Source organism: Acinetobacter calcoaceticus, from assembly GCF_016508255.1.
In the GTDB taxonomy this organism is placed as follows: domain Bacteria; phylum Pseudomonadota; class Gammaproteobacteria; order Pseudomonadales; family Moraxellaceae; genus Acinetobacter; species Acinetobacter calcoaceticus_E.
Genome location: NZ_JADVKT010000003.1, coordinates 326,023 through 339,020 on the forward strand (window position 1 = coordinate 326,023; position 12,998 = coordinate 339,020).

The following is a 12,998-nucleotide window of genomic DNA, read 5'->3' on the forward strand; positions in this document are numbered from 1 at the left end:
ATTAGCGACAACTTGTTATTTACGTCCTGACGTAGGAGACAGCGTCTTTTGCAAACCTTGCGAGCGTCAAAATGTGGTTTGTCCACAGCCCAACTTCCTTCTTCGATTTTAGATGTGATCGATAGCCTGACTAAAGCTGGCTATGAAGCTTATATTGTTGGGGGTGGTGTCCGTGATTTAATGCTAGGGTTTAATCCTAAAGATTTCGATGCAGTCACCAATGCGACACCTTCTCAAATTAAAGAAGTTTTTGGCCGACGTTGCCGAATTATTGGTCGGCGATTTGAATTGGCACATGTCTATTCAGGGCGTGAGCTAATTGAAGTTGCAACATTCCGTGCACCTCCTAAAAAAGCAGTTACGAGTGCCTCAGGCATGATTTTACGTGACAATAACTGGGGTACAATCGAACAAGACTTTGCTCGACGTGACTTTTCTATCAATACGCTATATTACCAACCGCGTAAGAGTATTGTGCTCGATTTCTGCAAAGCGATTGACGATGTTAAAAACAAAACTTTGCGCTTATTGGGTGATCCAGCACAGCGTTTTGAAGAAGATCCAGTACGTATGCTGCGAACTCTACGCTTTGCAGCCAAGTTAAATTTCAAAATTGATTCAAATATTCTCGATATATTTGATGCTGAAATGACGCAATTATTGCGTGATGTCTCTCCGCATCGTTTATATGATGAATCTCAAAAGCTATTCACAATGGGACATTTGGCGCGTGTTTTGCCAATGTTGATTGAGTTTGGAGTCTGGAAGCAACTTTTTGCCGATATTCAGCCTAATCTCACCCCATTTATTCTAAGAGCAGCAAAGAATACAGATCAACGCATACAAGTGGGTAAAACTATTAATCCTGCATTTTTCTATGCAGTTTTATTATGGCAACCATTTTTAGAGCGTTGTGAATTCTATTTATCTAAAGGTATTGTGCCGGCTGAAGCACGTGCGCAGGCTGGTTTAGATGTCTTAAAACGCCAAGCAACACGTACCGTGATTCCTCGCTTTGCAGAAACTTTTATTCGTGAAGTTTGGGAGATGCAGACTCGTTTGCTCAATCCAAAACCACAACAAATAGAAGCATTGGCAGGACATGCTCGCTTCCGTGCTGGTTTTGACTTCTTATTACTTCGTGAAAAGTCAGGTGATGACGCAACACAAGGAATGGGAAGCTGGTGGGAAGCCTACCAAGAAATGTCAAATGACGAAAAAGAAGCTGTTATTAGCCAATATAATCGTCAGAAAGCTAGAAGTCGCCGTAAGGTAGCTGCTGAACCTATTGAAAATAATAAAGTTGAGACGGAAATTGAACCTTTGGTTGATATTCCGGAACCACGTACTCGCCGTGGGAAAAAAGAACGTACTAGACAAGATCAGGCAGTAGGCCGATTTGTTGAAAAAGCGACTACTTCTGAAGCAGGTGTGACAGGCGATCATCCAATTTTAAAACGTAAGCGGGTACAACGCGATTTAAGCCAAGTTGTTTTTGGGCCAACGCAATGACAACGAAGACGTATATTGGCTTAGGTAGTAATTTGGGCGATTCACGTCAAATCTTATCTGAAGCTATTGCTAAGCTTAAAACTTTAGGTGCGGTGAAAGTCTCTAGACTTTATCAAAGCCCACCTATGGGGCCTCAAGACCAGCCAAATTATTTAAATGCAGTTGCAGAATTAAATACGGATCTCATGCCTTTAGATTTGCTGGATCATTTACAACGTTTTGAGCAAGAAGCGGGTCGCGTGCGTCTTCGTCGTTGGGGCGAGCGTACTTTAGATCTGGATCTGCTCATATATGGCAATGAAAAAATTCAAAATGAGCGCTTAACAGTGCCTCACATTGGAATTCTAGAGCGAGATTTCGTTGTAATTCCTTTATTAGATTTAGATGCTGATTTACATATTAATGATCAGCCACTTAAAAATTTAGAACTGATACAGCAGCCGATGCTGACTGTACTTGCGGATGAGTCTTGGGCTTAAGCTCTCGATTCATTATGTTCTGCGAACTCCTGTAGAGGATACCATCATGATTAGTCTAAGTGACTTAAGAAAATTTAAAGCCGAAGGACGTAAGTTCTCTTGTCTAACTTGTTACGATGCAAGCATGGCAAAAGCAATGGAACTTGCTGAAATTGATACTATCTTAATTGGTGATTCTCTTGGAATGGCAATTCAAGGTCGTGACTCAACTTTACCAGTAACTGTTGAAGACATGGCTTATCATACGGCAGCAGTTCGTCGTGGTAACCAACATGCCTTAATTATGACTGACTTGCCATTTATGAGTTATGCAACCTTAAATGATGCTTTGCAAAATGCACGAACAGTCATGCAGGCTGGCGCTCAAATGGTAAAAATTGAAGGCGGCGCATGGTTAAGTGAAACCGTACAGGTTTTAACCCGTAATGGCGTGCCTGTTTGTGTACATTTAGGTTTAACACCGCAATCGGTACACGTATTTGGTGGCTATAAATTACAAGCTAGAACGCGTGAAGCTGCAGATCAGCTTATTGCCGACTGTACAGCAGTGGTTGAAGCGGGTGCAGCAGTTCTCTTGCTTGAATGTGTTCCTGCTCAGTTAGGACAAGAAATTGCTGAATTATTCCCAAATACACCTGTAATTGGTATTGGTGCGGGTAATGCGACTGATGGTCAGGTGCTTGTAGTGCAGGACATGTTAGGTTTAACTTTTGGTCGAGTTGCGCGTTTTGTACGCAACTTTATGAAAGAACAATCTGGTGAAACTGCCATTTTAGATGCTTTTAAAGCTTTTCATGCTGCTGTGCAGGATAAGTCATTCCCTGCCAAAGAACATACTTTTCACGTTGAGCTGTAATTCATGAAAACAGAAACCACCATACAAGGTCTTGCAGCTTCTTTAAATCCGGCTAGAGCTGCACGTAAAATTATTGGTTTTGTCCCAACAATGGGAAATCTACATGAAGGACATCTCACACTTGTTCGTGAAGCGAAAAAGCTATGTGATGTTGTGGTTGTGAGCATCTTCGTAAATCCGACCCAATTTGGACCGGGCGAAGATTTTGATAACTATCCTCGTACTTTAGAGCAAGATAGTCGTCTACTTGCTGATGTAGGCTGCGACATTATTTTTGCACCATCAGTTGAACAAATGTACGGTACACAACCGCGTTTAACGAACATCAGTGTAAGCCAGATTACAGACGCTTTATGCGGTAGTTCACGTCCGGGACACTTTGATGGTGTGGCTTTGGTTGTAACTAAGCTCTTTAATATTGTGCAACCTAATTATGCTTTCTTTGGACAAAAAGATTATCAACAGCTAGCAGTTATCCGCCAGTTTGTACAAGATCTAAATATTCCGTTAGAAGTGATTGGTGTGCCAATTGTTCGTGCACCAGATGGCTTAGCACTTAGCTCGAGAAATGGTTATTTAAGCCCTGAGCATCGTCAGGTCGCTCCGGTTATTTATCAAAGTTTGAAACAGGCTGAACAACAGTTGCATCAAGGCAAAGATTTGCAACAAGTTGTAGAAGATATCAAAACTCAGTTGACAGACAATGGTCTTGTTGTTGATTATGTTGAAGCTCGTCAGACAAATCTGTTGCCTGCTACTCAATTTGATCGTGACATTGTATTATTTGTCGCGGCAAAACTGGGGGCAACCCGTTTGATTGATAATTTAGAAGTTGCCTTTACACCCCAATAAAGAGATCAAAGGACAGCCATGCCATGAAGCGTATACTTATCGTGACAGGACAGTCTGGTTCAGGAAAATCTTCAGCCCTCCAAGTATTAGAAGATTTGGGCTATTACTGTATTGATAATTTGCCTTTGGCATTGCTGCCTGAAATTGTGGCAAAGCTAGATCATGAAAATAATCTGGAGCAATTGGCTTTAGGTGTAGATGTGAGAAGTACTCGGGCCGATATGCAAGAGTTCGATCATGTTTTTGAGCAATTACAAAGACATGGGACTGTTGATGTTATTTACCTGACTACGCAAGATCAAGATTTGATTGCGCGTTTTAGTGCATCTCGTCGTCCACATCCATTAGCCAATCGTTTTAAAAGTCTGTTGCAATGTATTCATGAAGAAAAGCAGTTACTGCTTCCAATTCAGTTCCGTGCTACGGTTCATATAGATACAACAGATAAAAGCGTTCATGATTTAAAGCATATTCTACTGTCTAAATTAGGGCAGTCAGATAAGCTTATTGTCATATTGCAATCCTTTGGATATAAACATGGCATTCCTTTAGATGCAGATTATGTTTTTGATGTACGGCATTTACCAAATCCGCATTGGGATTTAGAATTAAGACGTTTTTCTGGTTTGGATGAGCCAGTAAAACAATTTTTAGAAGCAAGTCCGCAAGCAAACGAAATGTTTGATGATATTCTTCACTTCTTAAAAAAATGGCTCCCAGCATTTGCTGAAGGACATCGTCACTATATGACGATTTCTATTGGTTGCACTGGAGGTCAACATCGTTCGGTTTATATCGTAGATAGACTAAAACAAGCACTTGAGGCAGAATGGTCTGTTCAGGTCTTACACAGAGAAATGAAGCACTGGTCATGATAGACACAACTGTTGATGTAATTAATAAACTCGGTTTACATGCTCGTGCATCAGGAAAACTGATAGAGGTCACTACAAAGTTTCGTTCGTCGATCCAGATTGGAAAAGGCGATCATTTGGTAGATGCAAAAAATATTATGTCTTTGCTGATGTTAGGTGCCGGTAAAGGGACCACTTTGCGATTGGTCATTGATGGTACCGACGAAGAACAGGCATTAAGTGAAGTACAGGCGTTATTCGCAGCAAAATTTTATGAGGCAGATTAATCGTGGCACGTGGTTCCCAACGTTATACTGAAGAAGATTTTGGTTCTTTAGAAGGACGTGCAAGTAAAACCGAACAGAAAAAAGCAGTGCAACGCATGGCTGCTTTAGGTGAGCAATTAGCACAACTTTCTATTAAGCAAATTCAGAAACTTCCAGTTGATGAGCGTTTAATTGATGCTTTAATGGAAGTGCAGAACATTAGTTCTTTTGAGGCACGTCGTCGCCAATTTCAACGTATTGGTAAGTTATTGCGCAATGAAGATGAGACCATTATTTTGTCTTATTTAACTCCGCAGCAAGGCGCAAAAAAACAGGCTCAATTAATGCGTTGGGTTGACCGCATGATTGAACAGGGTGATCCTGCAATTACTGAATTTAGTAAAATTTATAATGCATCGGAACGTCACACCTTGCGTCAGCATGTGTTGAGAATCAACCGTGATAAAACTCAACAGGCGAGTGAAGCAGATATTGAAGCATCAAAAGTTAAATTTGTTAACTATGTGCAGCAAATTGCCTTATTGTCCGATCAAGGCTAAATGCGCTTAAATAAAAAAGCGACGCTCAAGGCGTCGCTTTTTTATTTATATATTCTCAGCACGTTCTTTTGCCCATTCACGCAAAATAAACTTCTGTAATTTACCGGTCGATGTTTTAGGAATTTCTGTAATAACCACATCTTTAGGAACTTTAAAGCGCGCTAACTCTTTTTCACAATGTGCAATAATTTCTTCAGGCGTTGCTGTCGCACCCATCTTTAATTCAATAAATGCACATGGTACTTCTTGCCAACGAGCATCGGGTTTAGCAACTACCGCAGCAGTTAAAACAGCTGGGTGCTTATACAACACATCTTCTACTTCTAGAGATGAGATATTTTCTCCACCCGAAATAATAATGTCTTTCGAGCGATCAGTAATTTTTGCATAACCATCTGGGTGGCAAACGGCTAAGTCGCCTGTATGGAACCATCCACCAGCAAAAGCTTCTTGAGTTGCTTGGGGGTTCTTTAAATATCCTTTCATGACAATATTTCCACGGAACATAATTTCTCCCATGGTCTGTCCATCATTCGGTACAGGTTGCATTGTTTCGGGGTCTAACACACGCATACTGTCTTGCAATGGATAGGGTACGCCTTGACGAGAATGAAGCTGAGCTTGTTCTGCAATTGAAAGCTCATTCCATCCAGATTGCGAAGCACATAAAGCTGAAGGACCATACGTTTCTGTTAAACCATAAACATGATTTACGTTAATTCCCATATTTCGCATACCTTCAATGATAGTAACGGGAGGAGCTGCCCCGGCAACCATTACTTCAACATGGTGATCAAAGTTAGTTTGTTTTTCTTTAGGTAAGTTAATAATCATTGAAAGAACAATAGGCGCACCACAGAAATAATCAACTTTATGTTCTGCAATGAGTTGCATGACTAACTCTGGATCGACCTTGCGTAGACAAATATTGGTTCCACCGCTGGCTGCGATACTCCATGCAAAACACCAGCCATTACAATGGAAAAGCGGTAAAGTCCATAAATATACAGCGCGAGGTTTCATTCCGCAGGCCAATATATTACTTGCAGCATTGAGATATGCCCCACGATGATGGTAGACCACCCCTTTAGGATTACCCGTTGTGCCTGATGTATAGCTTAAGCTAATCGCATCCCATTCATCTTCGGGCAAATTCCATACGAAATCAATGTCGCCTTGGGCTATCCATTCTTCATATTCAAAAGAGCCGATAAACTGGTTTTCACCGTCATATTCATCATCAGCTACATCAATCACAATAATATGTTGGTCAGGAATAAGAGAGAGAGCTTCTCTTGCTAAATTAACAAATTCTGGATCGACCAAAAGCACTTTAGTTTCAGCATGTTCTAGCATGAAAGCTATTGTTTTTGCATCTAAACGTGTATTGAGCGTATTGAGTACAGCTCCCGCCATTGGAACTGCAAAATGTGCTTCAATCATGGCTGGAATATTTGGCAACAAGACCGATACCGTATCATTTTTTTCAATTCCCAGTTGTTTAAGTTGAGATGCAAACTGGCAGCAACGTTGGTAAGTTTCTCTCCATGAAATTTGGCGCTTACCATGAATAATCGAAGCATGATTTGGATAAATATAAGCTGCACGTTCTAAGTAGCGTAGAGGTGATAATGCAACAAAGTTTGCGGGTGTGCGTGGTAATTCATCATAAGCACTAACCATGGGAAACAACTCCGTGTTCTATTTTTAATTCATTCTTTGAAAATATGATTTAATACTAATCAACGCATCTATGCTTTAGTCTTAAAGAGAAAGACCCTTCAGTCAGGAAATGAGCAGAAATGCTATTTTCTTCATCTTAAACCACTTGCGTTGAACGTGTTTAAAAAATCTTCCCAATATATTTTTTAAGTCATTTATTGCTGTTTACCTGATAAGCAAAATGTATTTATGATTTTATGGGATCAAAGGTTTTCACTTTGCTTGAACAAGTGTAAAATCTTTCAGGTTTTTTAATTTTGTTTTACACCGTTTTTATATTTTGAGGTTCGCCTCGATCATAATCTCGCGGTGAAATGCTCCTTCGTATAGGGCATCACTCCTTAAGGATTTTTTTATGCCAATTATCACATTGCCAAATGGCGATCAAAAGAATTTTGATCACGCCGTATCTGTTATGGAAGTTGCCCAGAGTATTGGGCCCGGTTTAGCAAAAAATACTGTTGCCGGACGAGTTAATGATCGCTTAGTTGATGCATGTGACTTAATTACTGAAGATTCGACCTTACAAATTATCACTCCAAAAGATGAAGAAGGTCTTGAAATCATTCGCCATTCTTGTGCACACCTTGTAGGGCATGCTGTTAAACAGCTTTTCCCTGAAGCTAAGATGGTGATTGGTCCAGTCATTGAAGAAGGTTTTTACTACGACATCTGGATGCCTCGTCCTTTTACATTAGACGATATGGCAGCTGTCGAAGAGCGCATGAAAAAGCTCATCGATCAAGATTATGATGTCGTTAAAAAAATGACACCGCGTGATGAAGTAATTGCTGAATTTACTGCACGTGGCGAAGAATACAAATTACGCTTGATTGCAGACATGCCTGAAGAAACTCAAATGGGCTTGTACTACCATCAAGACTATTTGGATATGTGTCGTGGTCCTCACGTACCAAACACCAAATTCTTAAAATCGTTTAAATTAACAAAAATCTCTGGCGCTTACTGGCGTGGCGATGCGAAGAATGAACAGCTTCAACGTATTTATGGTACAGCATGGGCTGATAAGAAACAGCTTGCTGCATACATTAAGCGTATCGAAGAAGCTGAAAAACGCGACCACCGTAAAATTGGTAAAGCCTTAGACTTGTTCCATATGCAAGAAGAAGCACCGGGTATGGTGTTCTGGCATCCAAATGGTTGGACGATTTACCAAGTTCTTGAACAATACATGCGTAAAGTTCAGCAAGACAATGGTTACCTCGAGATTAAAACTCCACAAATCGTAGACTTTACGCTTTGGGAAAAATCAGGTCATGCGGCGAACTACGCAGACAACATGTTTACGACTCATTCAGAAAGTCGTAATTATGCTGTTAAACCAATGAACTGCCCATGTCACGTGCAAGTGTTTAACCAAGGCTTGAAGTCATACCGTGATTTGCCAATTCGTTTAGCAGAATTCGGTTCTTGTCATCGTAATGAACCATCTGGTTCTTTACACGGCATTATGCGTGTACGTGGCTTTACACAAGATGATGCTCATATCTTCTGTACTAAAGAACAGATCGGTCAAGAAGTTGCAGACTTTATTAAGCTCACTTTAGATGTTTATAAAGATTTTGGCTTTGAAGAAGTGCAAATGAAACTTTCTACACGTCCAGAAAAACGTGTGGGTGATGATGCACTTTGGGATATGGCTGAGAAATCTTTAGCAGATGCTTTAGATGCAGCGGGTCTGGAGTGGGAATTACAGCCAGGTGAAGGTGCGTTCTACGGTCCGAAAATTGAATTCTCATTGAAAGACTGTCTCGGACGTGTGTGGCAATGTGGTACTATTCAGTGTGACTTCAATTTACCAGAACGTTTAGATGCGTCTTACGTGACTGAAGACAATGATCGTGATCAGCCTGTTATGTTGCATCGTGCAATTCTTGGCAGTTTTGAGCGTTTTATTGGTATACTAATTGAACACTACGCTGGGTTCATGCCACCTTGGTTGTCGCCGTTACAAGCATGTGTCATGAATATCACTGACTCTCAAGCTGAAGCTTGTGAGAAAGTCGTAGCAAAACTCAAAGAAAATGGTCTTCGTGCTATTTCTGACTTGAGAAATGAAAAAATCGGATTTAAGATTCGTGAGCGTACTCTAGAGCGTATTCCTTACCTGTTAGTTCTTGGTGATCGGGAAGTTGAAGAAGGTACAGTAAATGTACGTACACGCTCAGGAAAAAATTTAGGTACTATGTCAGTAGATGCATTCATTGACTTAGTGAAGTCTGCCGTCGCCGAACGTGGCCGGTATATTGTGGAGTAAGAAAGATTAAACAGCCTGACCGTAACCAACAACAAGGTGCAAAAAGCAACCGTCCAGCAATTAACGATGAGATCCGTGCAAAAGAAGTACGCCTCGTCGGTGCTGAAGGTGAGCAAAAAGGAATTGTTTCATTAAGTGAAGCACTGCGTGCTGCTGAAGAGGTAGAACTTGATCTTGTTGAGATCGTTGCAAACGCCGAGCCGCCTGTTTGTAAAATTATGGATTACAACAAGCACTTGTTTGACCTGAAGCAGAAGCAAAAAGATGCGAAGAAAAAACAGCATCAAGTGCAAGTGAAGGAAATCAAACTGCGTCCTGCAACTGATGTTGGTGATTATCAAGTTAAGCTTCGTGCTATTTTGAAATTCCTTGAAGAAGGAAACAAAGTGAAGATTACTTTACGTTTCCGTGGTCGTGAAATGGCTCACCAACAACTTGGCTTAGCTCAATTACAAAAAATTGAAGCAGATGTGGCTGAGTTTGGGGTTGTGGAACAAGCACCAAAAATGGAAGGCCGTCAAATGGGTATGTTACTTGGACCGAAAAAGAAAAAGTAATACTCAAAAAAAGCACTGCAAAAGCAGTGCTTTTTTTTATCCCCATATCAATAAAAAAAGATCATTTAACTTTTCTTTGTTTAGTTTTATTTAAGACAATTAGTATATTTTTTAAAAAATTCAATTCACGAATTTTATGTGTTTTTTAGTGTTGGAAATCTCATCGTCTCTCTGAAAACATGATATAACGCAAGACGCAGTCATGATAACGATGAATAGGAAAATAGAATGATTGATCTATATTATTGGGGAACTCCCAATGGACATAAAATCACAATTGCCTTAGAAGAAATGGGATTGGATTACACCCTTTACCCAATTAATATTTTAGAAAATGATCAATTTCAACCAGATTTCCTGAAAATTTCTCCAAATAATAAAATTCCTGCAATTGTTGATCAAAATGGACCTCGTGGTGAGCCAATTTCTATATTTGAATCGGGCGCTATCTTGCAATATTTAGGTAGAAAAACTGGATTATTTTACCCAGCTGATGAGCAAGAGCGAGTTGAAGTTGAGCAATGGCTTATGTGGCAAATGGGGGGGTTAGGACCTATGCTAGGGCAAAATCATCATTTCAATCGTTTCGCCCCAGAAAAAATTCCCTATGCGATAGAGCGCTATGTAAATGAGACTAAACGTTTGTATGGTGTACTTAACAAACAGTTAATTGGTCAGAAGTTTGTTGCTGGTGAATACTCTATTGCTGACATGGCGATTTTACCGTGGATTTTACGTTATGAATGGCAAGGTATTCAGATTGAAGACTATCCATACGTACAAGAATATATTGTGCGCTTAACAGCACGCCCTGCAGTTCAGAAAGCACTATCAATTAAAGTGGTTTAATTTCTTGCTTGGATCTAGTAAATACTTAAAGCAAAAAGTCGTTTGGTATAATTGATTATGCTGAGTTACTTTTTGCTTTTTATTAGTGCTTTTGGCGCTGCGACATTATTGCCTCTACAGTCTGAAGCGGTATTGGTAACCTTATTGTTAAAGGGACAATATTCAGCTTTGCTTTTAATTAGCATAGCGACTTTGGGTAATGTATTGGGTTCCTGTGTCAATTGGTGGCTAGGTTTAAAGATAGAACAATTTAAACATCGCAAGTGGTTTCCCGTTTCTAAAAAGCGTTTACAACAAGCGCAAAGCTTTTATCATAAATATGGATTTTACTCCTTACTTTTGAGTTGGGCACCGATCATTGGCGATCCCATTACTTTGGTTGCAGGCCTATTCAAAGAAAATTTTTGGCGCTTCCTTGGCATAGTTATTATTGCCAAAGCAGGGCGCTATTTGTTTATTTACTGGGTAGTAATGGGTTTTATTTAAAATAAAAAAAGCATCCGAAGATGCTTTGATTTATCAATAATTAATCTTCCGAGCTTTTGGTAATATCTACCTTAAATAGATCGTTAGTTTTAAGCCAACAGAAACTCACAACAACTAGAGTCATGCAGCCTCCAAAAATTGTAGCGGTAATTGTGCCTAAATATTTAGCCGCTAAACCAGACTCAAAAGCTCCTAATTCATTGCTCGAAGACACAAACATTCCATTTACAGCTGCAACTCGACCTCGCATATTTTCTGGTGGGAAAATTTGCAAAATTGTTTGTCTTACAACAACAGAAATACTGTCACAAGCACCGGTCATAGCAAGAGCAAAGAGTGATAACCACATATTGTTCGAAAAGGCGAATAGAATCGTGAATATTCCAAAACCTGCTACAGCAAGTAACATGTTACGCCATGCATGCTGAGTTGGTGGAAAGCGAGTCAAAGCAATCATGGTAATAAGTGCGCCAATAGATGGAGCAGCTCGCAAATATCCAAGCCCTTCCGGACCGACTTTTAATATATCTTCTGCGAAAATTGGTAATAACGCGATAACGCCACCAAATAAAACAGAAGCTAAATCAAGAGAAATCGCCCAAAGAACAATTTTGGTTTTCCAGATAAAACGGAAACCGTCTCCTAGGCTTTCTAAAATATTGTCCGTTTCAATTTTGGGGAAATCACGTTTATGCAATAAGTTAATTAAAATAAAGCAAATACCAAGCAAAACAGCAACGCTAAATAAGCTGGTCTCTCTGCCTAAATAAGCAAGCATAAAACCACCCAGCATTGGTCCAATAATTACACCACTTTGCCAGCCGATGGTTGTCCATGTCGCACCATTTGCATAAAGTTCGCGTGGAATTAAAAATGGTTTTAAAGATGTTGCAGAAGGATTGTAGAAACCGCGAATTGTTCCTAAACCAAAAATAACAGCATAAATGCCCCAAGAAAGGAAGCTAACACTGATATGCCCTAAACCATGTAAGTGGAAAAGTAACCATAAAATCAAGGGCAGGGGAACCGAGAAAAATAAACAGATTTTCATAATAATCTGTTTATTAAACCTATCTGCAAAATAGCCTCCCCAAAGAGAAAGGGCAATAAAAGGAATGGCTTCTGCAAGTCCGATTAAACCTAAAGTCAGTGGGTCTTTGGTGATTTGATATAATGAATAGGCAACAATAATTTCTTGAATCAAAATTGCGAGCGTTAAGCAAAATTGATTGATCGTAACGATAGAGAAGTCTCGATACCTTAATGCAGCGAAAGCATCATTTTGTATATTCATATTCTTTTGAATTTAAGAGATTGTACTTATTATAGGCGATGATTTTGTGGATTTTCTCGTAATTTGATAATTGATTATAGAAAATAACGTTTATATAAAATAGACAATTTACTATCAAAAAATGAGCATTTTACTTTTGTTTTAAGTTGGGATGCTTTAGAATATCGGCTCCCTTACCTGCAGGTCGTTTTTGCAATGGTGCAAACGTTCCGAACAGGTGTTCAAAAGAGGTTGTTATGCCTAAGATGAAAACTCGCCGCGGTGCTGCTAAACGCTTCAAAGCGACTGCACACGGTTTCAAGCGCAAACAAGCATTTAAGCGCCACATTTTGACCAAAAAATCTGCTAAACGTATCCGTCAATTACGCGGCTGTGTAATGGTTCATGTTTCTGACGTGAACTCAGTTCGTCGTATGTGCCCATACATCTAAGG

The 12,998-nt window shown here is 39.8% G+C and carries 14 protein-coding genes; 12 read left to right on the top strand and 2 right to left on the bottom strand.

What is annotated here, in order from left to right; genetic code table 11:
• Positions 1–48: 48 nt before the first annotated feature.
• From pcnB to yjgA, 7 genes are read left to right on the top strand one after another with little or no spacing between them, the layout of a single operon-like run.
• Positions 49–1,512, top strand: a complete 1,464-nt coding sequence (pcnB, locus tag I5515_RS09175; RefSeq protein ID WP_199966013.1) for a polynucleotide adenylyltransferase PcnB — start codon at positions 49–51, stop codon at positions 1,510–1,512.
• Positions 1,509–1,991 carry a 2-amino-4-hydroxy-6-hydroxymethyldihydropteridine diphosphokinase gene (gene folK / locus I5515_RS09180; protein WP_199966015.1) on the top strand — a complete coding sequence of 161 codons (483 nt, stop codon included), beginning with the start codon at positions 1,509–1,511 and terminating at the stop codon, positions 1,989–1,991. The genes pcnB and folK overlap by 4 nt, the downstream gene beginning before the upstream one ends.
• A gap of 46 nt (positions 1,992–2,037) precedes the next feature.
• Complete coding sequence (gene panB / locus I5515_RS09185; RefSeq protein WP_199966018.1) at positions 2,038–2,847, top strand: 3-methyl-2-oxobutanoate hydroxymethyltransferase; 810 nt, start codon at positions 2,038–2,040, stop codon at positions 2,845–2,847.
• 3 nt (positions 2,848–2,850) lie between these two features.
• A complete protein-coding gene (gene panC / locus I5515_RS09190; RefSeq protein WP_199966020.1) occupies positions 2,851–3,699 on the top strand; it encodes a pantoate--beta-alanine ligase in 849 nt (282 codons plus the stop codon).
• A gap of 23 nt (positions 3,700–3,722) precedes the next feature.
• Positions 3,723–4,574 carry an RNase adapter RapZ gene (rapZ, locus tag I5515_RS09195; protein ID WP_199966022.1) on the top strand — a complete coding sequence of 284 codons (852 nt, stop codon included), beginning with the start codon at positions 3,723–3,725 and terminating at the stop codon, positions 4,572–4,574.
• Complete coding sequence (locus I5515_RS09200) at positions 4,571–4,840, top strand: HPr family phosphocarrier protein (protein WP_021510640.1); 270 nt, start codon at positions 4,571–4,573, stop codon at positions 4,838–4,840. The genes rapZ and I5515_RS09200 overlap by 4 nt, the downstream gene beginning before the upstream one ends.
• A 2-nt stretch (positions 4,841–4,842) precedes the next feature.
• Positions 4,843–5,379, top strand: a complete 537-nt coding sequence (yjgA, locus tag I5515_RS09205; protein WP_199966024.1) for a ribosome biogenesis factor YjgA — start codon at positions 4,843–4,845, stop codon at positions 5,377–5,379.
• Between the two features lie 45 nt (positions 5,380–5,424).
• Here the strand turns inward: yjgA and I5515_RS09210 are convergent, their stop codons facing one another.
• A complete protein-coding gene (locus I5515_RS09210; protein ID WP_199966026.1) occupies positions 5,425–7,062 on the bottom strand; it encodes an acyl-CoA synthetase in 1,638 nt (545 codons plus the stop codon).
• Positions 7,063–7,456: 394 nt separating this feature from the next.
• On the opposite strand from I5515_RS09210, the gene thrS reads away from it, so the two are divergent.
• The 4 genes from thrS (at position 7,457) to I5515_RS09230 (ending at position 11,271) form a co-directional block, all read left to right on the top strand.
• The gene (gene thrS / locus I5515_RS09215; RefSeq protein ID WP_003655037.1) at positions 7,457–9,379 is read left to right on the top strand and encodes a threonine--tRNA ligase; all 1,923 of its coding nucleotides are present in this window, start codon (positions 7,457–7,459) and stop codon (positions 9,377–9,379) included.
• 5 nt (positions 9,380–9,384) lie between these two features.
• A complete protein-coding gene (gene infC, locus I5515_RS09220) occupies positions 9,385–9,936 on the top strand; it encodes a translation initiation factor IF-3 (protein WP_080592984.1) in 552 nt (183 codons plus the stop codon).
• 228 nt (positions 9,937–10,164) lie between these two features.
• Positions 10,165–10,785, top strand: coding sequence for a glutathione S-transferase N-terminal domain-containing protein (locus tag I5515_RS09225; protein ID WP_199966028.1), 621 nt, complete (start codon positions 10,165–10,167; stop codon positions 10,783–10,785).
• Between the two features lie 57 nt (positions 10,786–10,842).
• A complete protein-coding gene (locus tag I5515_RS09230) occupies positions 10,843–11,271 on the top strand; it encodes a YqaA family protein (protein ID WP_199966030.1) in 429 nt (142 codons plus the stop codon).
• Positions 11,272–11,311: 40 nt separating this feature from the next.
• On the opposite strand, the gene nreB is transcribed toward I5515_RS09230, so the two are convergent.
• Positions 11,312–12,565 (bottom strand): nickel resistance MFS transporter NreB, encoded by a 1,254-nt coding sequence (gene nreB, locus I5515_RS09235; RefSeq protein ID WP_199966032.1) that lies wholly within the window; start codon positions 12,563–12,565, stop codon positions 11,312–11,314.
• A gap of 236 nt (positions 12,566–12,801) precedes the next feature.
• On the opposite strand from nreB, the gene rpmI reads away from it, so the two are divergent.
• Positions 12,802–12,996 carry a 50S ribosomal protein L35 gene (gene rpmI, locus I5515_RS09240; RefSeq protein ID WP_003655048.1) on the top strand — a complete coding sequence of 65 codons (195 nt, stop codon included), beginning with the start codon at positions 12,802–12,804 and terminating at the stop codon, positions 12,994–12,996.
• Positions 12,997–12,998: the final 2 nt, after the last annotated feature.

Excerpts from the sequence above, each read along its gene's own strand:
- I5515_RS09225 (WP_199966028.1), top strand. The coding sequence starts at position 10,165 with ATGATTGATCTATATTATTGGGGAACTCCCAATGGACATAAAATCACA.
- nreB (WP_199966032.1), bottom strand. The coding sequence starts at position 12,565 with ATGAATATACAAAATGATGCTTTCGCTGCATTAAGGTATCGAGACTTC.
- I5515_RS09210 (WP_199966026.1), bottom strand. The coding sequence starts at position 7,062 with ATGGTTAGTGCTTATGATGAATTACCACGCACACCCGCAAACTTTGTT.
- panB (WP_199966018.1), top strand. The coding sequence starts at position 2,038 with ATGATTAGTCTAAGTGACTTAAGAAAATTTAAAGCCGAAGGACGTAAG.
- I5515_RS09230 (WP_199966030.1), top strand. The coding sequence starts at position 10,843 with ATGCTGAGTTACTTTTTGCTTTTTATTAGTGCTTTTGGCGCTGCGACA.
- thrS (WP_003655037.1), top strand. The coding sequence starts at position 7,457 with ATGCCAATTATCACATTGCCAAATGGCGATCAAAAGAATTTTGATCAC.
- panC (WP_199966020.1), top strand. The coding sequence starts at position 2,851 with ATGAAAACAGAAACCACCATACAAGGTCTTGCAGCTTCTTTAAATCCG.
- rapZ (WP_199966022.1), top strand. The coding sequence starts at position 3,723 with ATGAAGCGTATACTTATCGTGACAGGACAGTCTGGTTCAGGAAAATCT.
- rpmI (WP_003655048.1), top strand. The coding sequence starts at position 12,802 with ATGCCTAAGATGAAAACTCGCCGCGGTGCTGCTAAACGCTTCAAAGCG.
- I5515_RS09200 (WP_021510640.1), top strand. The coding sequence starts at position 4,571 with ATGATAGACACAACTGTTGATGTAATTAATAAACTCGGTTTACATGCT.
- folK (WP_199966015.1), top strand. The coding sequence starts at position 1,509 with ATGACAACGAAGACGTATATTGGCTTAGGTAGTAATTTGGGCGATTCA.